This is a genomic window from Candidatus Glassbacteria bacterium, from assembly GCA_019456185.1.
Classification (GTDB): domain Bacteria; phylum Gemmatimonadota; class Glassbacteria; order GWA2-58-10; family GWA2-58-10; genus JAJRTS01.
This window is the reverse complement of record VRUH01000055.1, coordinates 1-25508: the sequence shown is the minus strand read 5'-3', so window position 1 is coordinate 25508 and position 25508 is coordinate 1. Positions and strand designations below refer to the sequence as shown.

Sequence of the window (25508 nt, the reverse complement as noted above, 5' to 3'; positions counted from 1 at the left end):
CCGGTGGAAACCGCAGTCTGGGCTACCGGCGGCACCCACTCGCAGGACTCGGGCTACAGTTTCTACCTGCTGGCCGAAGATATGGTCTATCGCTCCACCGACGGCGGGATGACCTGGAGCACCGCCAACGGCACCGGTTTTCCATCGGGCGGCAGCTACAACCTGGTCGAGACCAGCCTGGCCAACGCTGAAACGGTCTACGTTGCCTGCAACGGGGTTTCAGCAACCTGGCAGTACGGCATTCTCAAAACCAGCGACGGAGGGGACAGCTGGAAATGGGTCTACCGGGTGGATGGTAGCACGATCGACCGGGGCAGCTACAGCGGAGCCTGGCTGGACAACACCTATGGACCCAGTTGGCGCGGATCGGTGATCGGGCTGGGAGTCAGCCCGGTCGACCCGGACCTCTGCTATGCATCTGATTACGGCAGCGCCTACCGTACCACCGACGGTGGCACAAGCTGGACCCAGGTTTATACCGAAAACATGCCCGACGGCACGGTGCGCAGCCGCGGGCTCAACGTCACCGGCTCCTATGGGGTGATTTTCGACCCCTTCGACAGCCAGCGAATCATCCTTCCCACTACGGACGTGGGTATGTTTGCCTCATCGAACGGAGGCGAGAGTTGGGAGCATAGTATCGGGGGCATTCCCAGTTCGTGGCGCAACACCAGCTACTGGGCTGTTTTCGATCCGGATGTCGAGGAGAAAGTCTGGTCCGTCTGGTCCAATTGCCATGACCTGCCGCGCGAGAAAATGTTCCGCTCGGGCAAACTTGAGCAGGATGGCTACGAGGGGGGGGTGGCAGTCAGCACCAACTCGGGTCGCAGTTGGACGGCCAGTAATACTAACATCCCCTCCAACACAGTCTGCACCCATATTCTGCTGGATCCCTCCAGCCCGGTGGACAGCCGCACCCTGTACGTCTGTGGTTTCGGCCGGGGCGTGTACAAGTCCACCGACGGCGGCAGTAGCTGGTTAGCGGCCAACAGCGGCCTGGGGGCTAACCGCTATGCCTGGCGGATGGTCCGCGTGCCCGACGGCACGCTTTACCTGTTGGTGGCCCGCGGCCTGGTGGGGGGAAACCGGATTGACGGAGAACTCTACCGCAGCGACAACCAGGCGGCCAGTTGGCAGTTGGTTTCACTGCCCGAGGGTTACAACGCTCCCAACGACCTGGTTTACGACCACGACGAACCCTCGCGGATGTACCTATCCTGCTGGCCCACCGAAGTCAGGTCGGTGGAGCCCTGGACCGAGATCAAAGGCGGGCTGCTGCGCACCGAGGATGGGGGCGAGAGCTGGGAACAGGTCTTTGACGAAAGCGCCCACGTCTACGCCGGGGCCGTGGACCCGAACAACAGCTCGGTGGTGATTATCAACACCTTCAACAGCGGCGCTTTTCGCAGCGAGGACCGGGGCGAGAGTTGGTACCGGCTTGAGGGCTACAACTTCAAGTGGGGCTACCGGCCGTTTTTCGACCCGCACCAGCCGGGGATGATCTACCTGACCACGTTCGGCGGAGGGATTTTCCATGGGCCGGATAGGGGTGAACCCGGCGCTTTCGAAGATATAGAAAACGACCAGGGTTTCCGCTGGCAGAACTATACCGGCAGCGCAAACCTGGTCCCCAGCCTTTGAGTGCTACTGAAAAAGAGGGTATTATTGACCTCAAAAACCAACCTCAGACGAACCCGGTGCCGAAGGTAAAAAGCCTAATTCTTTGAGGGTTAGGCTTTTAAATTCAGTTGGTGCCGAAGGGGGGAGGGATTATCTTACCCAAAATGCGGATTTAAAACTTCGAATTGGGCACCCTGTCAAAATAAAAAAGCCTTAACCCGTTACAGGTTAAGGCTTTATTTATTAATGGCGGAGAGGCAGGGATTCGAACCCTGGGACGGCGTGAACCGTCACCGGTTTTCGAGACCGGCTCCTTCAACCACTCGGACACCTCTCCGCAAGGTGCTTAACCACTGGCTTATCAATCTGCAAGGTTCAATAAGCTAACAAACCAGCCTGCCGCTGGCAAGAACGAACAGGCGCATAAAAAAATGAAACCGTAACCGGCAGCACAGCGTCAAACAGGTTGTGAGGCCTATTCTACTTTCAATTCTAACCAGAGGGAAAAAATGAAACCGTAACCGGCAGCACAGCGTCAAACAGGTTATGAGGCCTATTCTGCTTTCAATTCTAACCAGAGGGAAAAAATGAAAATCATCAGTGGCCTGATACTCAGTATCCTGGTTTGCCTCAATCTCAGCGCAGGCGACCTGCTGTGCGCGGACCGGCTGGAAAGAAGCTTCCCGGCTCGTCCCGGCGGGCAGCTTACCGTAATCACATCGGGCAGCCAGATCAAGGTCGAGGGTGCCGAGGTCAGCACTTACGCCGTCACTATCGAATGTAAAAAGTCAATCGAGGAATACTACCAGGTCGATTTCGCCAGCACGGGGGACGGTCTGACGATTACCGTCGAGCGGAAGAAAACGGACAAGCTGCTTGGTATTATCGGATCTGGCAAAGCTCCCGGACTGAAGATTGCAGTGATCGCCCCCCGTGAAACCGGTACCGACCTCAAAACCAGCGGCGGGGGTATCGATCTCCGCAACCTGGCCGGAGAACTCCAGGCCAGAACCAGCGGAGGTAAAATCACCTGCGACGGCATCGATGGAGCGTTGGCGGTACACACCTCCGGCGGCTCGATAAGCTGTGCAAACATCAGCGGCAGCCTTGATGCCAGAACATCAGGCGGCGGGATTAGCCTGGCTTCTGTCGACGGCCCATTTACCGGCAAAACTTCCGGCGGCTCGATCAATGCAGAACGGATTACCGGTGACGGCAGCCTGCAAACCAGCGGTGGAAAAATCCATCTGCAGGACTCTAACGGCCGGATCGATCTGCATACCAGCGGGGGAGGTATAACTGCAGAGCATCACGAAGGTTCGATTACGGCCACGACAAGCGGGGGCGGCATCAAAGTGGAATTTGTTACTCCTCCCACCGGCGACAGCGAGCTTAAAACATCCGGCGGCGGGATCACGTTCAGCATGCCGCGCGGCAGCAGTGCTCATCTCGATGCCAAGACATCCGGCGGCAATGTCAGTTCAGATTTTGCCGTCCTGGTCGCATCCGGAACTCAGAAACGGAACCGGCTGGAAGGTAAAATCGGCGAGGGAGGCCCGCTGCTCAGCCTGCGTGCTTCGGGCGGCTCGATCAGGATCAGAGAAAACTGACTGAATTCTCAAGCTTTCCCGGCAGACGCTCTGAATGCATCGATGGCCCGGCTGATGTCCTCGCTGGATACGTCCAGGTGGGTGACCAGCCGGGTCAGATTTTTCCCCAGCGGATCGACCCGCACTCCGGCCGCGTTCAGCCTCCCGCACAACTCCACCGCATCTGGCGCGGGCGGCGCGGTACAGACCATGACGATATTGGTCTCCACCTGTTCCAGGTCAACTTCGAGACCCTCCATGCCGCCCAGGGCCTCAGCCAGCCTGCGGGCGTTTGCATGGTCGTCCGCCAGGCGTTCGACATTATGTTCCAGCGCGTAGATTCCGGCCGCCGCCAGGATCCCCGCCTGGCGCATACCGCCGCCCATCCGTTTTCGCGAGCGCCAGGCCTCCTCGATAAATGCCCGCTCACCTGCTATCATCGAGCCGACCGGCGCCCCGAGGCCCTTGCTCAGGCAGAACATCACCGTAGCGACACCCGCGCTCAGCTCGGCAACCGGTTTGCCTGTGGCCACCGCCGAGTTGAATATCCGCGCCCCGTCCATGTGTACCGGAATTTTTTTGCTCTCTGCGAGTTTTGTTATCTCCCGCAGCCTGTCGAGAGGATAGATCCTCCCGCCGGCGATATTGGCCGTGTTCTCCACGCTGATACAACCGGTGGGAGCCACGTAGTAGATATCCGGGAGGATCGCATCGGCCACCTGCGCGGCGGTGGGACATCCCTGCGGCCCGTCGATAACCCGGGGCGTAAGCCCGCTGAACACGGCCATCGAACTCAGCTCGTAGTTGCAGATATGGCTCAGCTTGTCGCAGACAACCTCGGAGCCGGGCGAGGTAAGCACGTCGAGGCAGACCGCGTTGCCCATCGAACCGGTGGGCACCAGCAGCGCGGCCTCGCGGCCTGACATTTGCGCGGTCAACTCCTGGAGACGGTTGATCGTCGGGTCCTCGGCGTAGACATCATCACCCACCTCGGCCTCGTACATCGCCCGGCGCATCGGCTCGGACGGCCGGGTAACCGTATCGCTTCGCAGGTCGATTATCTTGTTCAACTCTCGTGTTCCTTTCGGTCGATTACCGGATTGGCGTAGCAGTACAGGCAGTTGCAGCGGCAGGGCTGCTCCCTGTAGCCGCCGATATCGATACTCTCGTGGCAGAGGCACCCGGAACCGGTGCGCTGCCCTCTGTCGCGGCGGCCGCTGAGTTTCGCCCCGTAAAGCCGCCCGATCAGGGCGTGGTCGATACACCCGGCGGCGGTGATATTTTCCAGTCCGGCTCCCGCCAGTTCCGGTTCGCAGCAGGTCAGCAGAGTCAGCCCGTGATCCGCGGCTGCGGAGGCCATCCGGGCGGCGGTTTCTCTCATCCGGTCCGGGTCCGGATAGACGAAGCTGAAAGCGGTCACACCGCGCTGGCGACGTTCGATTTTACGATAAGGGTCCATGAACGAAATCGTGCACGCGGTTATCCCCAGCCCCGCGGCGAATTCCAGCAGGCGCTCGAACGCGCCGAGATTGTCGTATTGATTCCCGCCCCGGCTGTAAAACACCACCGGGTCGAATCGCCAGCGAACCGCCTCCGCTCCGTAGATATCCGCCAGGGCGGCCATCTGCTCCATCCGCTCCTCCAGCGGCGGAACTCCGGGCTCCAGCAGCGGATCAGGCGTGTTGAGCGTAAAATTAAACACGGCCGGCCATCCGGACAACTGTTTCCGACGCTCCAGCAGAGGACCGTAGTCCTTACTCCAGAACACGATTGCGGCCACGCTGTCCCTGTGAACCTCCACTGTGCGGACCCGGCCGTTGAACGGGTTGGTCAGCTTAAAACCGCCTGCTTCCAGGCGGTGGAAAAACCAGTCGAGGTAAAATGCGGGGATATCGGTGCGCCGGCTGGCGCTGATCACGGTTTTCATCGATGGCTGGTCGGAGCGGTGCATGGGCGCGGGTGTGGATTCTTGTTAAACGCAGGCCGGGGGTGTAGATTAGCGGAGGCAGGCTGATGAGAAGCGGGGATCATTTCCTGAGACCGATCGTGGCGCCCCGCTGGACATTCCGCCCTGCGTATTTCCGCCAGGAGATTATCCGCTGACGGGAGGAGTAGCGCGCGGTACTCCCGTAACTGCGCCTGACAGTACGCTGCGCGGCGGCAAGGTTGGACCTGATACCGGCCCCGCGGTTTGCGGACCTGTTGGTGAATATTCGGTAACCGGCGGCGGTGGAACCCCGGAAGTTACGCCTGTTGACTCCCTGGTAGCGGAAACTGCGCTGATCGGCGCGGAAACGGCTCCAGGAGTACGAACTGCCCCAGCGGACACCGGCGGACTGCAGCCTGGGGCTGTCCGCCGCCCGACATTCAACCGGCCTCCAGGCCGCAACAAACAGAACGCCTGCGATCACCATAACGGTATATTTAAAAATGCGTTCCAGCACTAAATCCTCCTACTTAAACATAGTCCGCGGCTGGATTTTGTCAAGCGCCGCAGGCTTGTTGATTCTGGCCTCGCTGCCCTCCGTCCTCCGGCCGCAAAACGCGGTACAACCGCCGGACTCAGCCGGCTCCAACAGCAGGCAGGAACTGCTCGACCGGCTGCCCGAGGGCTTCATGGATTCCACCTCCTCGATCTCGCCGGCTGCGGATCAGCGCGAACGCAAGTCTCCAGGTGGTGCGTTCTTGCGCAGCCTGGCGGTGCCCGGCTGGGGCCAGTTCTACACCGAACATCCCGTGCGGGGGACAATCACCGCGGCAGCCGAAACCGCTTTCCTGCTCGGGATGGTCCTCGAGTTCCGCGACCGGGCGGAGATGCGTGACGAGTTGTCGCGCCTGGAGGAGTTTAACGGGCCGGACTGGCCAGTGGACGATCCCGAGCGGGTGGCACTCAACAGCCGGATCAAGAGCGCCCAGCGCAAGGCCGGTGACTACATGGCCTACGGCGCCACTGCTTTGCTGCTGGGGATACTGGATTCCTACATCTCGGCCCATCTCTATAATTTCGACCGTCATTTCGTTTTTGGACCCGGAGGCCAAACGAGACTGGCCTGCACGGTCAGGTTCTGATCCTCCCGACAGTAAAAAAGACCCTCCCTCCGGCGCCTCGTGTCAATTCCCCGTCAGCCCGGGACCGAAAGCTCAGGAAATCTCTCCCGTGCAACTGCTTCCGGCCCCCGCGGTGCAGCCGAAACAGTGCTCGCCAAAAACTATTCGACGGTCCAGGACCTTCTTGAGGTCGAAATTGCCGACATGCACCGGACCGCCGATATCAATCCGCAGTCCCTTCATCTGGTTGAAATCGCAGTCGTAAAGCCGCCCGTCCCAGCCCACGCTGACTAGATTGCGGCACATCACGCCGCCGGCTGCGCAGGGGTTGAACGCCCCCACCAGCTTCTCCATGTACTCCTCGAACGCGTCGCGGCGCTCCAGCATCTCGCGGAAACGGTTGATCGGCATGTTGGTGATCGTGTAGAGCCGGTTGAACGACAGGCCGTAGTTCTGCATCAGTTCGCGCTCGAAATCCTTTTTGAGCTGCTCCTGCCCCAACGGCAGAAAAGCGCCCGCCGGGTTGTAAACCAGGTCCAGCACCAGACCGCTGTGCTCAATCCCGTATCCGCGTTCGTTCAGCAGCCGGATCGATTCGATACTGCGGTCGAACGTGCCGCTGCCGCGCTGCCTGTCGGTGAAATAGGAACTCCAGTAGGGCAGAGAACTGACCACCTCCAACTTGTTTTCGGCAAAAAAAGCGGGCAGCCAGTCCATGCTTTCGCCGGTTACCGGGTGCGGATCGAGCGTAACTGTCAGGTTGTGGCGCACCATCACGTGGCGGCCCAGCCCGGCCGCGGATTCCACGACATGACGGAAATGCTCGTTCAGCTCGGGAGCGCCGCCGGTGATATCGAGCTTGACGATCTCCGGGTAGCGCGCCAGGATTGCGAGGCAACTGTCCACGGTATCCCGGCTCATCTGCTCGCCAGCCCTGTCCGGCCCCGCACTGACATGACAGTGCAGGCAGGTCTGGTTGCACAGTCTGCCCATGTTGATCTGAAGCGTTTCGACCGTCTGCGGCTGAAGCTCCAGCTGGTGCTGCCTCAGCCTGGTCTCGAAATCGTACGCCGATTCGTTGGCCATTAAGCGCATCTCTCCGCAGTCCCGGCAGGATTACCTGCTCAAACGCCCAGTTTATCCAGTTTATTCAGCATCTGCACGTTATGCACCAGAGTTATCCCGGCCATCATCGTGGCGGCCACGTGCACGGCCTCGGACATCTGCTCCGGGTCCGCCCCGTTGGACAGGCAGGCCTCGGTATAAGCGTCTATACAGTAGGGACATTTCTGGGCGTGCGCAACAGCCAGGGCGATCAACGCTTTCTCGCGCCGGGTCAGCGCGCCGTCCTCGTCCATGACCTTGCCGTAGTACTCGAAAAACTTCCGGGCCAGTTCGCCACGGAACTTGCCGATCGCGGGGAATTTCTTCAGATCATCGGACTCGAAATAGTTCATCATAGCTCCTGATGGGGGAGTGTGAGTTTGCACGATGGGTGTTCCGGCAGCTCCGTCCCGTCGCGGTGCCGGTGCAAAATTGCGCCCATGCCATCCTCGTGTATATTACATAAATAGTTCCGGGTTTCAATGCTGGACTTCCCGGAAGACTCGGCACGAAAATAATTCCAGCACGAGCCGAATGCAAAAAGGTGTCTGCTTTCACGAAACGGAAGGGAGCAAATTCATGGATCGCAGGAACTGGCTGGCGAGATTTGGCGGCATCCTGGCCGCCGGCGGCGCGATTGGCTCATCATCGTGCGGCGAACAGGAAAAGCGGCGACAGGGGCCCTCATCAGGAGCCGGCGAGGGGCTGCCGGAGGGACTGAACCACTATTTCGGCGACCTGCACAACCACTGCGAAGTGGGTTATGCCCAAGGGTCGCTGGCCCGGGCATACGAGATCGCCGAGGGCCACCTGGACTTTTTCAGTTGCACGCCGCACAGCTGGTGGCACGATGTCCCCAAAATGGTCGGAGGCAAGGAGAGCAAGTGGCTGGAGGGTTTCGAGATGACCAGACGCCGCTGGCCCGAAATCCAGCAGATGACCAGGGACTACCACCGGCCGGGCGAGTTCGTCACCTTCCCCGGCTACGAGTGGCACAGCAGCCATTTCGGCGATTTCTGCATCGTTTTCCCCGACGACGACTCCCCGCTGACCCACTACGACGAACTCGCCGGACTCCAGCGGTTCGCCCTCGAGAAAAACGCGCTGCTGATCCCCCATCACCCCGCCTATCTCCAGGGCCACAGGGGAGCCAACCCGGAACACTGGGACCCGCGGGTGAACAAGCTGCTGGAAATCTACTCCGAGCACGGTAACGCCGAAAGCGACGAGGGCCAGTGGGACTACATCCGCCATTCGATGGGCGGGCGGTGGACTCCCAACACGCTGCAATCGGTACTGAAGGACGGCCACCGGATGGGCGTGCTCGCTTCCTCGGACGACCACCTGGGCCACCCGGGAGCCTACGGCGAGGGGCTGGCGGCGGTGCTCGCCCCCGAGCTCACCCGCAAGTCCCTGTTCGGCTCGCTCAATAACCGGCTGTGCTACGGTGTTACCGGCGACAGGATCAGGATCAATTTCGCGGTCAACGGCCGGGCGATGGGCGGGGAGCTGCCCTTTACCACCGAGCGCAGGATTGCCGTGGCGGTGGAGGGCTGGGATACGATCGAGCGGGTGGAGGTGCTGAAAAACAACCGCGTTGTCCACCGCGAACACCCGGTGGACAACGCAGCGGGAGCCGACCCGTTCCGGCGGCCGGTGCTGGTGCGGCTGGAATACGGCTGGGGACCCTGGGCCAGCCTGGGTATCCCCAGAATCTGCGACTGGAAGATAAAAGTCGGCGTGCAGGGCGGGAAAATCACCGAACTGATGCCCGGCTTCCAGAGCGGCCCACTGACCGAGGACCATCGCAACCGGATCGCCAACCGCTCGGCTGAGGGGTTCGTTCTCAGCAGCTACACCAGCCGCCTGCAGGCGTTCAACGAGCGGCCTACCAACCTGGTGGTGATGAGGATTCAGGGCGGCCCGGAAACCAGGATCACGCTGAACCTGGACCAGCCCACGGGCATGCAGCTAACCAGGACCCTGGCCGAGTTGCTGGAGGATAACGCGGTGGCTTTCACCGGCCCGTTCCCCGACGAGTCGCTGATCCTGCACCGGGCCGTGGCCGAAACGAACTCGAACTGCTCGTTCTCATTCACGGACTCCGGCGACGGGGCCGAGGACGACTGGTACTACGTGCGCGTGATGCAGCGTAACAACCAGCTGGCCTGGTCCAGTCCGGTGTGGGTGGACAGAAAAGCCTGAATACGGGTCGCGGCAAAAAAGCGCCCGCCGGATGTCCGGCGGGCGCTTTTTTTGCCGTGTACTGAATCCCATCGAGTCTATAACTGACCATTCAGCCAGTTGAGCTTGTCGTCCAGGTGGAGATCGAGGTTGCCGGAAAGCCCCAGCCTGATCGCCTGCTCCGTGTACCAGCGCCCGTCGAACGTGGGCGAGGCGTTGTAGAGGGCTACCTTACTGCGCATCAGCATCAGCATCGCCGTGCGGAAATCCCCCACCCGCTTGATCGAGCCGACAGGCAGGATTTTCAGCAGTTCGCCGTCGTAGCCGGGATCGGTGCGGTGCAGGTCGACAATCACCTGCTCGCAGCGCCCGTCGACAGCGCCGGCGAACGCGGCCAGAATACCGCTCTCGCCAAGTCCGGCCAAGGTCACCGGCTGGTCGGGCCACTGGCTGCGCACCGCGGCCAGGGCGGTGAGGATGTCCTGGATACCCTCGAGTTGGTTGGAACGGTTATAAGCCTCCGGCCAACTGAACGACTCCCACGTTTTCTGCGGAATCATCAGCTCTCCGCTGGCGAACCCGCCCACGCGGACAATCCGGTAAGCCTGAACCGCCAGGTTTCTGATCGCCGGTTTGAATCCTCCACCGCCGGGCTGGAACATCCCTCCGCGCCATTCCGGCCGAGCGATCACCAGCGTGCCCTTGGGCCTCGGGCTGGAATTGATCAACTCCATGGAAAACCGCTCGCCCTTCCCGCTCCGCCCGATAGCTAACTGCTCGTGAGTGATCCCGCCGAGGACGCTGCCGCCCAGTTTTTCGCAGATAACCTCGCCGTCTCCGGGCACTTCGACCTGCAGCAGCCGGCGCAGGTTTTCGCCGAATTCCGCCGCGAACTCATCCAGTTCCTGGCGCGTGCGGGGCAGGCAGGCCTGGAACTTTCGCTCGCTCTCAGCGATCCAGTCGCCGATCACGTCCAGCCCGCGCTTGGCCGGCTCAGGCAGCATCTTGTCCGGGAACACGCGCAGATCACCCAGTTTAGCCAGCCCGGGAACCGGCGATTTGACGTCCCTGATTGCCGGTTTTGGGCTCTTGAGGTGCTCGGCGAACCATTCATAGACCGCGGCCCGGCTGGCGGCGTTGTAGTTGTGCCCGCCCTCGATATGCACGTTTTTGACTTTGTCCCCGGCGCCGTAGAGGTCGTAGTACCTCCTGATAATCGGCATTTCGCGGGTGGGGAAACTGTTGGTCCAGGGGTCATCGGTTGCGCTGAGCAGGACCAGCGGCCGCGGCGCGAAAATCCCGGCGATCTCGACCGTGCTGATATCGACCCACATGCCGGGGCCGTTCTCGCACCGGCAGCCGGGGTGCTTGGCCGCGCCGATAATGTTCACCGGCGCGGCGACGGCCAGCCGCGGTTCGGCGGCCATCAGGAACAGGGTCTGGCTGGCTCCGCCGCTGGCGCCCGTGCAGCCGATCCGCTCACTGTCCACCTCGGGCAGGCTGGTGAGAAAATCCACCGTGCGGATGACGTTCCAGACGTGCAGCCCGGCCAGCGACATCCCGTAGAGCCTGGCCCGCGGGAAATCGAATACGCCCCGAAATTTTCGGGGCTCGTAGGGCTGCGGCTTGTCGGCCACCTGCTGGGCCCGGCTTTTCCGGTGGTCGTGGGGCAACTGAACGTTGTCGTTGAAACCCACCATGTCGATACTGATCACCACGAAACCCATTTTGGCCAGATCGATACAGCGTCCCGGGATCGAGCCTGTTTCTCCGTTGGTCAGCCGTCCGTAAGTCCAGTGCCCGTGGGGGCAGACCACCGCCGGAAACGGCCCGTCACCGCTGGCGGGACGGTACAGGTTGCCGGTGACATAATAGCCCGGCAGACTCTCGAAATAGACTTTCGCCACCCGGAACCCTTCGCCCCGCTTCTCATCGAATATTACCGGGTTCAGCGCGTTTTTCTCAGGCGGAGGCCACAGCCCGGCGGTAAGCATGAATTTCTGCCGCAACTCCTCCCTTCGCGCTTCCAGCTCGGCGACAGTTTCGGGGATCTCGACCCGCAATTCGAAATGATCGGCGTCAATCAGCCTGCCGGCGCGCATGTCCGCCCCGGGCAACTGTGCCGCCGCACCGGAGGCAAAGGCCATCACAGCACAGGCAGCCAGCGCCGTGAAAAAGATAATCCGGGGCTGGAAAGCAAATCCGGTCTCCGTAACAATGTTGTGCATCGCCTTCCTCCTGATCCGCTTGAAACACATAGTGTCCGATCACTGTAGCCGGGATGGTAAGCTCTTCAATAATACTACGGACCGCACCGCTCTGCAAGACACCGCACCGCGGGCGGGGCGATATCCTTTACTTTCACCGGTATGGAAATAAAATTAGCACGAACACTGAAAACATGGAGGAATTGCGATGACGAGATTTACTGCACTTTCCCTGGTAGCTCTGATCCTTGCCTGCGCCTCACCGCAAAGTCCGCCGCAGGAACCCCGGACGCTGGAGCCCTCCGGTCCGCATCCAACCTATTCCTGGATCATGGCCTGCCGCGCGGACGAGACAGGGTTCGGCTGGTTTCCCGGCGACTCGGCCCATAGCTCCACAACGGGGATGTCCCTGGAGACGCTGGCCCGGCTCGGTGCGCTCGACAGCCTGCCGGATGGAGATGAACTGGCCGCGTGGCTGAAAGGGCGGCAGCAGTCAGATGGCGGCTTTATCGAAAAGGACGGCTATTTCGGCAAGGGCAAAACCCTGCCCTGGGGCACCCAGAGCAGTCTGGAGGCCACGTACTGGGGGGTGAAAGCTCTCGCTCTGCTTGGTTCACAGCCTGACAACCCGTCGGCCGTGGCGGCTTTTATCGCCGCCCGCCAGCGCGAATCCGGCGCGTTCGACGCTTCCGAGTACGCGGGCAAAACGGTCGAGTCGGCGACTTACACCACCTACTGGGCGGTGGGAGCATTGAAAACCCTGGGACTGGCCGTACCCGATTCGGCCAGGCTGGTGGACTGGCTGCAGATGCAGCAGGAGACCAAAGCCATGCGCGGAGGGTTCAGCCTCAGCCCCGACGGGTTCCTGTTCTCGTCGGCGCAGGGCACGGGCTTTGCCGTGTCCACCCTGGACATGCTGGGTGCCGGTCCGAAACGTCCCGGAGACGTGAAAAAGTTCCTGCTCTCCACACGGGGCCAGGAAGCCGATGGCGGGTTCGAACTGGGTCACGGCGACGACTGGAACAACTGCGACCACTACTCGCGCACCGCCGACACCTGGCATGCTGTCCGGGCCCTGCACCTGATCGGCCTGCCGCTGTCCGACAGCGATCTCAGCCGCGCCGCCCGTCCGGCAACAGATTGCGCGGCCTGGCTGTCCTCGGTCCAGAATCCCGACGGCGGGTTCGCCCGGTTCGGCTCCACCGACCAGACACCCGTGCGGCCGCCGAGCGAAATGCAGGCCACCTGGCAGGCGGTCAGCACTCTCGAGTTGCTGGGCCGGCCTGTCCCCCGCCCATCGGCGCCAGTTCCTCCGCGCGAAGAGATAGTGATCCCGCCGATGAATCACCGTCACCCGGCAATTGATTTCGACGATCCGGTGGAAATCTGGGCGTACCGCAGAATCGCGGAGCCGGTCTACCGGGAGGCCTTGGAACGGACCGGCAGCAGGGTGGAGGCGATCGGCGCGGTGAGCAAATGGGCGCGCAACGCGATCGGTCCCGAGAACCACGCCCACGACCGCAAGGTCGAGGGGCGCGGCAAGCTGGCCCACGGTTGGGGCCAGTGCGGGAGCATGAGCTGGCTGGTACAGGCCCTGGCCGCGGGGATCGATTACCCGGCCAGGGGAGCGTACGTTTTCGCCGACGCCAACGTGGAAGTGCTGATCCGGGAAGACGACTGGGATGCGCCCCACTGGGTCTGTTTCATCCCGTTCACCAACGAGTGGGTGGACCACCGGCTCGAAACCCGCGAGGGCGCACGTAACGGCTGGAGCGCGCTGGATATCGCGATCAATTACCGGATCAACAAACGGGACTATATTTACCCGTCCCTGACCAAACTCGGCGACCACCGCTACTGGCGCGTCTGGATCGAGCTGGTGGACGCCGAGGGCGGCAACTGGGGACCCGATACCCGGATCGACACAAGCATGACTTACACCAGCGAGGGTGCGATCAAGGCGTATCCTGACGGCAGCTGGTAATAGTTCATGGATGCCGACAGTACCTTTCATCTATCAAGCCCGAGAGGAGCAGCGATGAAAACCGCCCTGCCCGCAGTCTGCCTGATAGCCGCCGCGGTAACTTTATCTTTCGACAATGCCCCGGCGGCCCGCCCCTGCACCGAGGCCGACTACCAGGTTTTCTCTTCCGGTTTCTCTTTTCCCGAGGGCCCGGCGTTCGACAGCGAGGGCAATCTCTACGTGGTGATCTACAAGAGGGAAGGCGATATCGCCCGGATCAAACCTGACGGGGAGACAGAGGTCTTTATCGACCTGCTCTCCCTGGGCGAGGGCAAGGCCAACGGAATGACCTATCATCCCGGCCAGGATGCCCTGTATGCCTGCGAGTACGACGGTAAGCGGATAATCCGGATCGATCTCAAGACGAAAAAAGTGACCACGGTGGCCGACAGCTACGAGGGCAAGCCGCTTAATTCTGTCAACGACATCTTTCTGGCCGCCAACGGCGAGCTGTATTTCAGCGACCCGTACCGTGATGACGAGACCACCGGCGGACGGGTTTTCTGTTACAGCCTGGCCGAGGGTAAGCTGTACAAGCTGCTCGACGGACTCGCGTTCCCCAACGGCCTGACTGTCTCGCCCGACCTGCGCACCCTGTACGTGGCCCAGACCGTGCGGCGCAATGTGACCGCCTGGACGCTGAGCGACAACGGCCACGCGGTTGCCGGCGAGGGCCGCGAGGTGTTCCTGATGACCGGCGGCAACGGCCCCGACGGGATCGAGACCGACAGCAAGGGCAACCTGTTTATCAGCCACTACGGCGGCGGGAAACTGTATTACGTCAGCCCCGGCGGCGAGCTGCTGGGCTGCGCCAGCGGGTTCGGCGCGAACCTGACCAATGTCGAGGCCCGCGGCGACTGGGTCTATATCACCGACGCCGAACGGGGCGAGGTAGTCCGGGTGCCGCTCAGCCATTTTACTCAGTGAGCCGGACCGCTGAACCGACACGGGACCAACAGGATTGATCTGAGCCCGGTAAAAGTTATATTTGCGGTTGATTTTTCATTATCGAGTTAATTCCCTGGGGAGAAAGCGATGATCCTGGTAACAGGAGCAGCCGGCTTTATCGGCTACCACGTCGCCCGCAGGCTGCTGGAGGAAGGCCGCCGGGTGGTGGGCCTGGATATTGTCAATGACTACTACAGCCCGCAACTGAAGTGGGACCGGGTGGAGGAGTTGAAATCTTTTTCCGATTTCAGTTTTCACCAGTTGGACCTCTGCGACCCTCCGGGACTGGAAGAGTTGTTCACCGCCTCGGGATTCAGCCATGTTATCAACCTGGCCGCCCAGGCCGGAGTCCGCTACTCGCTCAAACATCCCGAGGCCTACCAGAAAAACAACATCGAGGGTTTCCTCAACATCCTCGAGATGTGCCGCCACCATAAGGTCGAGAACCTGATTTACGCCTCGTCATCGAGCGTCTACGGCAAGAACACCAAGATCCCGTTCAGTGAAAACGACGTGCTGGAAGGCCAGATATCTCTCTACGGAGCTACCAAGCGGGCCAACGAGCTGATGGCCCATACCTACTCCCACCTCTATGGACTGAACACCACGGGGCTGCGGTTTTTCACTGTATACGGTCCCTGGGGCCGGCCGGATATGGCGATGTTCCTCTTTACCGAAGCCATCCTCAAGGACGAGCAGATCTCGGTGTTCAACTACGGCCACATGAAACGGGATTTCACTTATATCGACGATATAGTCGACGGGGTAGCCGCCTGCCTGGATCACAAGTTCGAGTACGAGATTTTCAACCTGGGAAACAACCGGCCGGTGGAGCTGCTGTCACTGATCGAGTTGATGGAAAGCAAGCTGGGCAGGGAAGCGAACAAGCTGATGCTGCCGATCCAGCCAGGCGACTGCGAGGCGACTTACGCTGATATTACCAAGGCCTCGCGTCTGCTGGGCTACGAACCGCTCACGTCGATTGAACATGGACTGGACAGGTTTATCGGCTGGTACAAGAGTTACTTCAACGTCTGACAGATTATACACTCGCCACCCGGACCGCATTCGGGCCTCAACCCGCCGCATCGTGACCGCAGCCGCAGGTTTCCGCATACAGTGTCCCGCGCACGGCGCCATCGTATTGCCGCTCGAACTCTTTGGGATCGTAGGCCATCCTCCGCCCCGCGCAGTCATCCCGCGGGCAGAGCATGCAGTTGGTGAACTGCCGGGGTGATGCGAACCTGACTCCCGAAAGCGACTTACGCGGCGTCATCAGAAAGCTCTCGGTCAGCTCGACCCCTGTGGCCCGGGTGACATCACCGGCCAGCGCCAGCGCCCGGAACAGCGGCCCCTGCTCGACCAGCGGCCAGTCCTCCAGGGAGCCGGGATTCATCGAGACCCGGTACTCGCCCTCGATCTCGTTGTCCAGCGCGGCTTCCAGGGCGACGACGGCACTCCGCAGCGCTTCCTCGCAGATTTCATCGGTCACCCAGCGTTCCAACGGGTCGTCGAACCCTTCCGACCACTGTTCCAGCTCCGGTCCGCAGGTGGCCACGAACAACGCCACCCGCCCGGCGTTCCGCAGGTTGACCCGCAGGATACGGCTGGTCAGGCGCTCTCCGGCAATCACGACCTGCCGCTTACCCGCCGGCGCCGGCTCGAATAGTGCCCAGGCCGCGCGGGGCATGGCGATCCGGGCGGCCTGGGAGAGCAGACCCTCCAGGTTGAGCGCGCCCGCCAGCTCGCCCAGGCGAAGGCGGGTGGAGATCGTTTCCGTATCCGGCCGGAACTCGATTCTGTCGATCAGGTACAGTCGGTCCAAAGCTTCACCAGTCTAAGTGTATTGGTTCCCCCGCGTTTGGAGAGCGGGGCGCCGAAAGTCATCACCACCACGTCACCACTAACACAAGTTCCGCTTTCCAGCAGGTAGACGGCGGCGGCGATCTTGCCGCTATCAGCCTGTCGAGCACTTCGGGATCGCTGCTCGACGGACCCAGGGTGCCGATTATCCTGGTCTTACGTTTCATCGATCACCCTTTCGGGGTTCAACGCCAGAGGATCAGTCCGAGTTCGTAAGGATTCGCCAGGTGCTCGTGTCTGGGCAGGACACGGAGCGTGTAGCCGTGCTGGCCGCTGTGCCGGCAGGGAAGCTTGCCGCTGAAAGTGACCGTACCCGCGTCGCTCTGCCCGGGCTGCATTTCGGCTGTTATCCCCCCGGTGATATTTCGTTTCGCGTCCAGCGGCCCGTAGTAGACTTCAACGGCCAGGTCCCCAGGACTCAGTCCGCCGACTTTGAGTTTCGCGGTCACGTCGATCTCCTGGCCGACAATAAAGTCCCGGCCGGTATCCGCGGTAACCTCCTCGATTGCCAGCGAACTCCACTGGCCGAGCACTTTTTTCTTCCACGCGGCGAACTCCCTGGCCTGCTTGTAGTCATCCTCACGCAGTCCCGAGCAGTTTTCCGCAGCGGACATGTAGAAACGCTCTACGTATTCCCGCACCATCCGGTGCGTATTGTAGACCGGGGACAGTTTGCCGATAGAAGCTTTCATCTTCTCGATCCAGCGCCTGGGCAGCCCATCGGAAGAGCGGTCGTAGAACAGCGGGATCACGTCGGTTTCCAGTTGGTTGTAGAGCGCGTTGGCTTCCACCTCGTCCTGCAGGTTGAGGTCGTCGTATTCCTCTCCCTTGCCGATCGCCCAGCCTGAGTTGGGTTCGATCTCGTAGCCCTCCACCCACCAGCCGTCCAGCACGCTGAGGTTCAGGCCGCCGTTGGGGACCACTTTCATTCCGCTGGTGCCGCTGGCCTCCATCGGGCGGCGCGGGTTGTTCAGCCAGACATCAACGCCCTGGACCATGTAGCGGGAAACTATCATGTCGTAGTTTTCCAGGAACACCACCCGGCGGCGTATCTCGGGGTCGCGGGAAAAGTGGATTATCTGGCGGATCAGCGCCTTGCCTTCCTCGTCGCGGGGATGAGCCTTGCCGGCAAACACGAACTGGACCGGACGCTGCTCGTCGGTCAGCATTTTCGTCAGCCGCTCCACGTTGCGCAGGATCAGCGTGGCGCGCTTGTAGGAGGCGAAGCGGCGGGCGAAACCGATCGTGAGCGCATTGGGATCGAGCACCCGCTCGGCCATCTCGACATCCTGGCTGGAGGCGCCCCGTTCGATCAACTGGCGTTTCAGGCGACGGCGGGCGAAGGAAACCAGCCGCTCGCGGCGCAGCTCGTGGGTGCGCCACAGCGCCTCCTCGGGCAGGGACTCGATCCGGTCCCAGGCTTCCTGATCGGTGGGGTCCTCGCGCCAGCGATGGCCCAGGTAGCGGTCGTAAAGCTCGCCGGTTTCGCGGCTGATCCAACTGCCGATATGGATCCCGTTGGTGACATGGGTGATCGGGATATCGTCCACCGGCACCTCCGGCCAGCCCGCGCACCACATCGAGCGGCTCACCGCCCCATGCAGCCGGCTGACTCCGTTATAATGGGCGCTGAGGCGCATGGCCAGGAGACTCATGTTGAACGGCTCGAGGTCGTTTTCCGGATTGCGGCGCCCGAGGGCCAGGAACTGCTTGCGGTCGATACCGAGACGGCTGTAGAGATGCGAGAAATAGCGGTCCACCAGGGTCGGCTCGAAAATATCGATCCCGGCCGGGACAGGGGTATGGGTGGTGAAAATGCCGCTGGCGCGCACGACGGTCAGCGCCTCCTCGAACGAGAGTCGCTGCTCCTCGATCAGCCTCAGGATTCGTCCGATACCGCTGAAGGCCGCGTGGCCCTCGTTCATGTGGATCGTACAGGGTTCGATATCCATCGCGGCCAGAGCCTCGACCCCGCCGACGCCCATCATGATTTCCTGCTGGATCCGCATTTCCTTGTCGCCGCCGTAAAGCTGGGAGGTGATCGTCCGGTCGTTGGGGCTGTTTTCCGGCAAGTTGGTGTCGAGCAGATAGAGGTTCACCCTGCCCACCTTGGCATGCCAGATCCTTGCCGCCACATTCCGCCCGGGGAACTCGACCTGGATCACACGCGTCTCGTTCTCAGGTGTGCGCTGCAGGTGGAGCGGCATTTTGAACGGGTCGTTGTCGAAGTATGACTCCTGCTGGTACCCGTCGATATTGAGGTACTGGCGGAAATAACCGTGCTGGTACATCAGGCCCACGCCCACCAGCGGCACTCCCAGGTCGGAGGCGCTCTTGACATGATCGCCCGACAGGATACCGAGACCGCCGGAGTAGATCGGGATACACTCGGTGATCCCGAACTCGGCGCTGAAATAGGCGACCCTGAACTTATCGACCGCATCGGGAAACGTGCGGGCGAACCAGGTCTTTTTGTCGGCGATATACGCTTTCAAAGTTTCGCCCACCCGCTCGAGCTGCGATACGAATCCGTCATCGTCCGCCAGTTCCTCCAGCGCCTGCTGGTCGACAGTCTGCAGCATCATCGCCGGGTTATGCCTGGTGGTTTCCCAGAGCTGGGGGTCCATGCGGCGGAACAGCTCGATAGCGTCCTGGTCCCAGCTCCAACACAGGTTCGCGGCCAGTGTACTGAGTCCGGAGAGTTTGTCCGGCAGAGAGGGTACGACCGAGTACTCCTGGATGTTTTTCATCATCATCTTCCCGCGCTGGATTGCGCCGCTAGTTTGAATTCGGTAATACCGGGAACGCACGTTACCACGTTCTGCGTTTCGTTACTTAGACTCATCCCTGATCTGCGACAGGGTTTCCCGTCCTAGTTCCAGGTGCAGTCTCCGGTGTACCACTTGAATATGCTGCTTGAGCTGTCCTTGGTCTTGATTCCACCGGAGGCCAGGGGCAAATCGCTGATCAGCAGGAGCGCCCCCACCCTGACCTCGTGGGCGAATGCAACGGTAGTCTCCTTGAACAGATCATTTTCCGGCCGCTCCTGTTTTACCGGGAGAGAAAAAAATAAACCCGCGGCAGGCCTCAGGCAATAAACATGGCAGACGTACCCGTGGGACAATAGCTGTACAAACCCGCCGCTGACCGGTATATTTACAGCGATCTGTTTCACGTACTTTCCGCATTAATGCTTACTACCGATAGTGAATTACCCCGCCTACAAGGCGGGGCATCTTAAAACAATTCTAACTGCTCCGGAGTTTTCTCTTGTTCTTGGTGATATTTTATATAATTCCGAATCACATCCGCCGTTACCTTGTCTCCTACCGTGCGGACAAAATATCCATCCTCCCAAAACTCTCCTCCCCAAAGCTCTCTTTTGACTTCTGGATGCTCCCGAAATATTATACTTGCACTTATACTCTTCAACATTCCTACTACCCTGGATATACTATACCTCGGTGGAAACGACAAAAATATGTGTACATGCTCTTCTGCTATCTCCATCGTATCTATTTCAAAATCATGATTACGCGATATCTCCTCAAATATACTCTCTACCCGGTCTTTAAGATCACCGCGCAATATCAACTTCCGATACTTAGGTGCCCAAACCAAATGATACTTGGTATCGTATATCGCATGACTTGTTCTCTTCGGTCTCATGCAGTAATTATAGCACCCTAATCCTGCCTTCGGCAGGAGAACTTTTCATCCCCGTTTACAAAACGGGGTTTTCAAGTTCTGTCTCTCATAAAATGGTTCAATGGTTGCCTCATTTATATTAATAGGTAAATTCAACCGACCACAAAAATTTCCATTGCCGCAGATTCCAATTTCGGAGGCTCCGGATGATTTTTCGCGGACTGACTAGCTCCATCGCCGTGGTTCTGCTTGCCGTATCTTTCGTTGGCGCCCAGGTCCACACACCCAGGATCACCAACGACCGCCTGCCCGACTACACCGAGTTGGGCCGGTTTGTCCAGTTCAGCCAGTGGCGTCACCTTCCGCCCCAGGAAAAAGCCGTGGCGCTGTGGAAATTCCTGACCGACAAGACAACCGGACTTTTCCCGGTGCAGGGAATCTACGAGGACCCCGATCCCGGACCTGCGTTTCCGTTCTACGACGAGCGTGACGTGGTCAAAGTACTCAACGTCCACGGCCACGGTTATTGCGGCCTGCTGAGTCCCACGCTGGACGGCGTCCTGGCGGCGGCGGGGTTCAGCGACAGCCGGATCCACAACATGGACGCCAACCATCACTGCGTCACCGAGGTCTGGTACGACGATGACTGGCACTATTTCGACGTGGACCTGCGCGGGATGCTCTACCGGCCGGACGGAACAGTGGCGAATATCCGCGACGCCATGACCAACAAGGAACTCTGGACCAACCCGACCCGCGAGATCGAGCCGTTCTATCCGTTGGACGACAAGGCGGCGATGTTCGAGAGTTTCGCCGCCTGCAAGCTGACGCCGATGTACCACTGGTACAAAAACGGCCACACGATGGATTTCGCGCTCCGTCCCGGCGAACGCCTGACCCGCTGGTGGCAGCCGCAGGGCGGACGCTGGTTCCACCCCTGGCCCAACCGCGGCGGGTTCAACTACAGCTTCCTGATCCGTAAGTTCAACCAGGAGCCGCGGGGCTTGAAAAGTAAGCACGATACCTGGTCCAGGTGGACCCACGGCAACGCCCTGTTCAGCTACAACCCACAACTGGCTGAGAGCTGGGGCGATTTCGAGCGCGGAGTGTACGAGTGTTCCGGACTCAGCCAGAACGCCAATGGAATGGTCAGTGACCCTGACGGCGGCTACGCGGTGTTCGAGGTGCATACACCGTATCTTATCGCCGGCCGGGTCCACGACCTGATGCACAAGGAGCAGATCGATGCGGCCGCCACGGTCTACTACCGTTCGCTGGGCAACGTGAGCGTCTCGGTCTCCACCGATAACGGCCACTCCTGGCGCAATATCGGCGGGACCGATTTCGGCCGCACGGACTTTATCGATTTCAGCCAGCAAGTACTCCACACTTACGGCTACCTGATCCGATTCGAATTCACCGGAGAATCCAGCGGGCTGGCCGAGCTGTCGCTCAACACCTGGGCGCAACTGGCTCCAGTGGCGCTGACCCGGCTGCTGGAAGGTAACAACCGGATGAGCTTCGCCCTGGGCGACCGCTACGGGTTCCCGACCACCGTGCGCGAGGTCCGGCTCAACCTGCGCGACCCGGCGCAGCTCGAACATTACCTCGCCGCCCTGGACGGCGACTACGACCCTTTACGCGACCAGCGCAAACTCACCGGAGTTGCAGTGATCGAAGTGGCAGCAAAACCGGGCAGCACAATTAAGTGGTTCACCGCCGGAGGATATTTCAACACATTGACCGGCAAGGACGCACGTAAAACCGCCAACGAAATTCTATACTCGACCACCGGCCCGCAGGGACCGTGGAAAAGCGTGGCCAAAAGCAAAGTGCCGCAATGGGTGGCCCACTGGCACTACGGGATGGACGAGGACGTTGTGCTCGCTAGCGCTGCGGAAAAAATCTGGCTGAAATACGTGGGCAATCCGGGAGTGAACCAGATCTGGGTTTACGCCCACTGTTTGCCCAACAAAGGAGCTGCCCAAAACGCGGAGCTGACCCATGGTTATCGGATCGGCGGCGAGCTGCTGGAGAAGAAATTCACTTTCGACGGACCGGGCGAGTACACGGTAAACTGCCCGGAGGAACCGGAGAATGTTTACCTCGATCTGTACAACCCCAGTCTGCGCGCTGAGGAATAGCCTGAAAGACAAAAACCAGAAACAGCGGGCAGGCACGTTTTATGCTTTTTACCCACGGCGCTGGTCCCAGTGCTGCTTCGCGCTGCATAAAACGCGCCTGCCCGCCCTTACCTTTTGAGGCAACCATGCGCCTTACTGCATTTCTGAGCGTTGCATCTCTTCTGTTCGCCTGCGTTCTGCCGGCGGCCGACGACCTTCGCACAACCTGCGGCTCTCCACCCGAATACCACGTTGAAAGCGCCGGCGGCGGGGAGCATGTCTACTCGATCCGGATGGGCGGGAAAATCGACGGTGAGATGACCCGCGACCCGGTGGGCTACTGGGCCTACGACCAGTACTGGGAACCCAACGTTTTGGTACGGATCGCCAACACGGGCGGCGTAGCGGTGGTCAACCCCTGGCTGCGACGGGCGGACATGCCGGACTACCGCAGTCTGGATGCGCTGGTCTGGTCGATCGTGGAGAGCTCGATGAGCGATGGAGAGCGGGCGCGCCGCTTGTGGGAGTGGCAGATCGGCCACCGGTTCCACGCCACCACGGAGGATGACGAGGTCAACGACGTTGTGAAGCTGCACAACTGCTACGGTTACACCCTGTGCTACAACGAGAGCCTGGTGATGAGCGACCTCTGGCGCGCCGCGGGACTCGAGGTCCGGGCGGGTTATCCCAACGGGCACAGCACCGCCGAGGTTTTTTACGACGGGGCCTGGCACCTGCTCGACAGCGACGAAAGCATTATCTGCCTGCTGCGAGACAACGAGACTATCGCCTCCGAGGCACAGATTGTCGCTGACCACGACCTGATGAAGCGCACCCACACCTATGGGCCGCTGCACTCTGACAGCCGGATGAACGATGAAAGCTCGGCATCGCTGGTCTTTTGGGAGGGCGAGCGCGGCAGGGTCCACCCCGGCAAGACCAGCCATAGAATGGATTTCACGCTCAGGCCCGGCGAGGCTGTCAGTTGGCGCTGGCAGCGCGGCAAGGATTTCCACGGCAAGGCTTACCAGGGCAGCGAAACCGAGCACTATTTCTGGAACAAGCGCTGGCGGCTGATCGCCCACGTGATGAACGGCAGCTGGACCTATGACTGCGACCTGACCACCGCGGCCAACCTGCCGTACGTGGAGGCCCGGGGCGTGGAGCTTGCCCCGGACGGTCCGTTCGGGGCGGGACTTTACCTGGCCGCCGATTCCGGTTCCGTGACCGTGCCCGTGCATACGGCCTGGCCGGTGGTGGGCGGTATGCTCGAGGTGGACATGGGCCGCGGGGACACGAGGCTGGACAACATCCGCGTGCTTGCCAGTTTCGACGATGGCGAAAACTGGCAAGATATCTGGACCAGCGCAGTCAGCGAGTACGTGAGGATGTATATCGACCTGGACGAGTTTTTTCCGATGCGCGATCCGGCGCGCTACGACTGGCTGCTGCGGTTCGAGCTCGAGAGCACCGCGGAATCTCCGCTGGTCTGCCTGAAAGGGTTTTACCTGGACGCCACCCTGCAGATGGCCCGGCTGGCGATGCCAGGAGTCAGGCTGGGCGACAACAGCTTTATTTACACGGATCGGAGTCCGGCCGGGGCGGAAGTCGAAATCACGCATTCGTGGAGCGAGTGCGCTGACGTGCTCGTACCGGCCAGACCGGCCGGAGCGGTTTATCCGCCGGACAACGGTACCGCCGATGGGACGATGTTCACGTTCGAGTGGCGGCCGGTGGAGCATGCCGACGACTACCAGTTCCAGCTCTCAGAGTTTGAGGACATGCGCTGGCCGCTGTCGCCGAATTTCAACAAGCTGATCTCCAAGACGGCCAACCGGCGGAGCTCGTCGTTCTCGCTGCCGTACCACGGACTGCTCAACCCTGACCGGTCATATTATTGGCGGGTGAGGGCCAGGAGCGCCCAGGGAGTGTGGGGGCCGTGGTCGAAATCTTTCTCGTTTAAATGCGAATCTCCGGCGGTGCCGGTTGAAGTCAAGGCGATGCCCAATCCATTTGCGCCGAGTTGGGGACTGCAATGGCAACCGGGTGAGGGCGGTAGCGAGCCGGTGCGCTACAAGATTTACGGCAGCAGCGAGCGGGGATTCACCGCCAGCGATACAGCCTACGCTTACGATGGCGGCCTGGCGGGTATCCTGCATGCTCCGGCAAATCTGCTTCATATCACGGAAGGGGCGCAAACCTATTGCAACGCCTGGAATATCCTGAGACCCTATTACCGGGTGGTGGCAATCGATGCCGCGGGCCGGGAAAGCGGGCCCTCGGATGCGGCCGAGATGCCTCACCCGCTGATCACCGGCCCCGCAAAACTTCCCTCCGGCCGCGTCTCTTCGCAGTACCGGGCGCAAGTGGAGGTCTCGGCATCGATCGGCCACCTGGTGAGCCAGGACGAGAACGGCAAGCCCTACCAGCTGCGCTACCGCAGCGGCGATGAACTCTCGTTCGGGCTGGAGGGCGCGCCCGGCAGCCTGGTGATCGATCCTGACAGTGGACTTATTTCGGGGTATCTTCCCCATGACGCCGCCGGGAGCCACCTGCTGAAAGTGAAAGTGACGGACCTGCGAACCGGGCACTCCCTTGAACGGCAATTTACTCTGGAGATAAACTGAATCTCCGGCTTGCTGTAGGTCTGCATAAATGAGAGAACCGGTCATTGAGAGGTGGCCGGGTTTGTTTAGACAGTTATTCACAGTTTATAAGTGGTAAGCTGCCAGTTATCATGCCGCTACCGGTCTCTTTGGCAGGGTAGCTTTGTATACCTCATCCGGGGTCTTCCTGTCAAGCCCCTGGTGCCGGCGCCTCTGGTTGTAGAACTCGAAGTACCTGCCGAGTTCCGTCCGGGCCTCGGCAATCGAGCCATAGGCCTTCAGGTACACCTCCTCGTATTTCACGCTCTTCCACAGCCGTTCAACAAATACGTTGTCCCGCCACCGACCCTTGCCGTCCATGCTGATTTTGATGCCATTATTTATCAGGATGCCCGTAAAGTCTTCAGACGTGAACTGGCTGCCCTGGTCCGTGTTGAATATCTCCGGTGTTCCATACCGCGCTATCGCTTCTTCCAACGCATCGACGCAGAACGAGGCGTCTAAAGTATTGGACAGCCGCCACGCCAGCACCTTGCGGGTCGCCC

General features: G+C 60.7%; 20 protein-coding genes and 1 tRNA gene. 9 read left to right on the top strand and 12 right to left on the bottom strand.

Features of this window, described 5'->3' with window-relative positions; translation table 11 throughout:
- On the top strand, positions 1 to 1641 hold a 1641-nt coding region (locus FVQ81_15285; protein ID MBW7997899.1), incomplete at its 5' end, for a hypothetical protein.
- Between the two features lie 226 nt (positions 1642 to 1867).
- Here the strand turns inward: FVQ81_15285 and FVQ81_15280 are convergent.
- Positions 1868 to 1957: transfer RNA gene (locus FVQ81_15280), tRNA-Ser, on the bottom strand.
- A gap of 250 nt (positions 1958 to 2207) precedes the next feature.
- Between FVQ81_15280 and FVQ81_15275 the strand changes: the two genes are divergently transcribed.
- Entirely contained in the window at positions 2208 to 3230 is a 1023-nt protein-coding gene (locus tag FVQ81_15275) for a DUF4097 domain-containing protein (GenBank protein MBW7997898.1), read from the top strand.
- Between the two features lie 8 nt (positions 3231 to 3238).
- On the opposite strand, the gene FVQ81_15270 is transcribed toward FVQ81_15275, so the two are convergent.
- From FVQ81_15270 to FVQ81_15260, 3 genes are all read right to left on the bottom strand, one after another.
- Positions 3239 to 4270 carry an aminotransferase class I/II-fold pyridoxal phosphate-dependent enzyme gene (locus FVQ81_15270; GenBank protein MBW7997897.1) on the bottom strand — a complete coding sequence of 344 codons (1032 nt, stop codon included), beginning with the start codon at positions 4268 to 4270 and terminating at the stop codon, positions 3239 to 3241.
- Between the two features lie 5 nt (positions 4271 to 4275).
- Positions 4276 to 5160, bottom strand: coding sequence for a DUF1848 domain-containing protein (locus tag FVQ81_15265; protein MBW7997896.1), 885 nt, complete (start codon positions 5158 to 5160; stop codon positions 4276 to 4278).
- A gap of 76 nt (positions 5161 to 5236) precedes the next feature.
- Positions 5237 to 5653, bottom strand: a complete 417-nt coding sequence (locus FVQ81_15260) for a hypothetical protein (protein ID MBW7997895.1) — start codon at positions 5651 to 5653, stop codon at positions 5237 to 5239.
- A 58-nt stretch (positions 5654 to 5711) separates the two neighbouring features.
- On the opposite strand from FVQ81_15260, the gene FVQ81_15255 reads away from it, so the two are divergent.
- Positions 5712 to 6278 carry a hypothetical protein gene (locus tag FVQ81_15255; GenBank protein ID MBW7997894.1) on the top strand — a complete coding sequence of 189 codons (567 nt, stop codon included), beginning with the start codon at positions 5712 to 5714 and terminating at the stop codon, positions 6276 to 6278.
- Positions 6279 to 6350: 72 nt separating this feature from the next.
- Here the strand turns inward: FVQ81_15255 and FVQ81_15250 are convergent, their stop codons facing one another.
- Together FVQ81_15250 and FVQ81_15245 are read right to left on the bottom strand one after the other, a co-directional pair.
- Positions 6351 to 7352 carry a radical SAM/Cys-rich domain protein gene (locus FVQ81_15250; protein MBW7997893.1) on the bottom strand — a complete coding sequence of 334 codons (1002 nt, stop codon included), beginning with the start codon at positions 7350 to 7352 and terminating at the stop codon, positions 6351 to 6353.
- Between the two features lie 29 nt (positions 7353 to 7381).
- The gene (locus FVQ81_15245; protein MBW7997892.1) at positions 7382 to 7717 is read right to left on the bottom strand and encodes a 4-carboxymuconolactone decarboxylase; all 336 of its coding nucleotides are present in this window, start codon (positions 7715 to 7717) and stop codon (positions 7382 to 7384) included.
- A 223-nt stretch (positions 7718 to 7940) separates the two neighbouring features.
- Between FVQ81_15245 and FVQ81_15240 the strand changes: the two genes are divergently transcribed.
- On the top strand, positions 7941 to 9566 hold the full coding sequence (locus tag FVQ81_15240; GenBank protein ID MBW7997891.1) for a hypothetical protein: 1626 nt from the start codon (positions 7941 to 7943) through the stop codon (positions 9564 to 9566).
- 77 nt (positions 9567 to 9643) lie between these two features.
- Here FVQ81_15240 and FVQ81_15235 read toward each other — a convergent pair whose 3' ends face one another.
- The gene (locus tag FVQ81_15235; GenBank protein ID MBW7997890.1) at positions 9644 to 11803 is read right to left on the bottom strand and encodes a hypothetical protein; all 2160 of its coding nucleotides are present in this window, start codon (positions 11801 to 11803) and stop codon (positions 9644 to 9646) included.
- Between the two features lie 157 nt (positions 11804 to 11960).
- Between FVQ81_15235 and FVQ81_15230 the strand changes: the two genes are divergently transcribed.
- The 3 genes from FVQ81_15230 to FVQ81_15220 all read left to right on the top strand — a co-directional run bounded on the left by FVQ81_15230 (position 11961) and on the right by FVQ81_15220 (position 15761).
- Complete coding sequence (locus FVQ81_15230) at positions 11961 to 13736, top strand: hypothetical protein (GenBank protein MBW7997889.1); 1776 nt, start codon at positions 11961 to 11963, stop codon at positions 13734 to 13736.
- Positions 13737 to 13742: 6 nt separating this feature from the next.
- Complete coding sequence (locus tag FVQ81_15225) at positions 13743 to 14702, top strand: SMP-30/gluconolactonase/LRE family protein (GenBank protein MBW7997888.1); 960 nt, start codon at positions 13743 to 13745, stop codon at positions 14700 to 14702.
- 108 nt (positions 14703 to 14810) lie between these two features.
- Entirely contained in the window at positions 14811 to 15761 is a 951-nt protein-coding gene (locus tag FVQ81_15220) for an NAD-dependent epimerase/dehydratase family protein (protein ID MBW7997887.1), read from the top strand.
- Between the two features lie 37 nt (positions 15762 to 15798).
- On the opposite strand, the gene FVQ81_15215 is transcribed toward FVQ81_15220, so the two are convergent.
- The 4 genes from FVQ81_15215 to tnpA form a co-directional block, all read right to left on the bottom strand.
- The gene (locus FVQ81_15215; protein MBW7997886.1) at positions 15799 to 16548 is read right to left on the bottom strand and encodes a vitamin B12 dependent methionine synthase; all 750 of its coding nucleotides are present in this window, start codon (positions 16546 to 16548) and stop codon (positions 15799 to 15801) included.
- A gap of 223 nt (positions 16549 to 16771) precedes the next feature.
- The gene (locus FVQ81_15210; GenBank protein MBW7997885.1) at positions 16772 to 19339 is read right to left on the bottom strand and encodes a glycosyltransferase family 1 protein; all 2568 of its coding nucleotides are present in this window, start codon (positions 19337 to 19339) and stop codon (positions 16772 to 16774) included.
- A gap of 119 nt (positions 19340 to 19458) precedes the next feature.
- Positions 19459 to 19761 carry a hypothetical protein gene (locus tag FVQ81_15205; protein MBW7997884.1) on the bottom strand — a complete coding sequence of 101 codons (303 nt, stop codon included), beginning with the start codon at positions 19759 to 19761 and terminating at the stop codon, positions 19459 to 19461.
- 62 nt (positions 19762 to 19823) lie between these two features.
- Positions 19824 to 20255 carry an IS200/IS605 family transposase gene (gene tnpA, locus FVQ81_15200; GenBank protein MBW7997883.1) on the bottom strand — a complete coding sequence of 144 codons (432 nt, stop codon included), beginning with the start codon at positions 20253 to 20255 and terminating at the stop codon, positions 19824 to 19826.
- Between the two features lie 185 nt (positions 20256 to 20440).
- Here tnpA and FVQ81_15195 point away from each other — a divergent pair, with 185 nt between their 5' ends.
- Complete coding sequence (locus FVQ81_15195) at positions 20441 to 22378, top strand: hypothetical protein (GenBank protein ID MBW7997882.1); 1938 nt, start codon at positions 20441 to 20443, stop codon at positions 22376 to 22378.
- Between the two features lie 125 nt (positions 22379 to 22503).
- Entirely contained in the window at positions 22504 to 24984 is a 2481-nt protein-coding gene (locus FVQ81_15190) for a cadherin repeat domain-containing protein (protein MBW7997881.1), read from the top strand.
- A gap of 108 nt (positions 24985 to 25092) precedes the next feature.
- On the opposite strand, the gene FVQ81_15185 is transcribed toward FVQ81_15190, so the two are convergent.
- Positions 25093 to 25508: DDE-type integrase/transposase/recombinase (locus tag FVQ81_15185; protein MBW7997880.1), on the bottom strand; the 416-nt coding region annotated here is incomplete at its 5' end.

Bases quoted from the DNA above. Each gene is read 5' to 3' on its own strand.
- FVQ81_15220 (MBW7997887.1), top strand. From the start codon at position 14,811: ATGATCCTGGTAACAGGAGCAGCCGGCTTTATCGGCTACCACGTCGCC.
- FVQ81_15230 (MBW7997889.1), top strand. From the start codon at position 11,961: ATGACGAGATTTACTGCACTTTCCCTGGTAGCTCTGATCCTTGCCTGC.
- FVQ81_15195 (MBW7997882.1), top strand. From the start codon at position 20,441: ATGATTTTTCGCGGACTGACTAGCTCCATCGCCGTGGTTCTGCTTGCC.
- FVQ81_15275 (MBW7997898.1), top strand. From the start codon at position 2,208: ATGAAAATCATCAGTGGCCTGATACTCAGTATCCTGGTTTGCCTCAAT.
- FVQ81_15265 (MBW7997896.1), bottom strand. From the start codon at position 5,160: ATGCACCGCTCCGACCAGCCATCGATGAAAACCGTGATCAGCGCCAGC.
- FVQ81_15240 (MBW7997891.1), top strand. From the start codon at position 7,941: ATGGATCGCAGGAACTGGCTGGCGAGATTTGGCGGCATCCTGGCCGCC.
- FVQ81_15190 (MBW7997881.1), top strand. From the start codon at position 22,504: ATGCGCCTTACTGCATTTCTGAGCGTTGCATCTCTTCTGTTCGCCTGC.
- FVQ81_15250 (MBW7997893.1), bottom strand. From the start codon at position 7,352: ATGCGCTTAATGGCCAACGAATCGGCGTACGATTTCGAGACCAGGCTG.
- tnpA (MBW7997883.1), bottom strand. From the start codon at position 20,255: ATGAGACCGAAGAGAACAAGTCATGCGATATACGATACCAAGTATCAT.
- FVQ81_15225 (MBW7997888.1), top strand. From the start codon at position 13,743: ATGGATGCCGACAGTACCTTTCATCTATCAAGCCCGAGAGGAGCAGCG.
- FVQ81_15210 (MBW7997885.1), bottom strand. From the start codon at position 19,339: ATGATGAAAAACATCCAGGAGTACTCGGTCGTACCCTCTCTGCCGGAC.
- FVQ81_15245 (MBW7997892.1), bottom strand. From the start codon at position 7,717: ATGATGAACTATTTCGAGTCCGATGATCTGAAGAAATTCCCCGCGATC.
- FVQ81_15235 (MBW7997890.1), bottom strand. From the start codon at position 11,803: ATGTGTTTCAAGCGGATCAGGAGGAAGGCGATGCACAACATTGTTACG.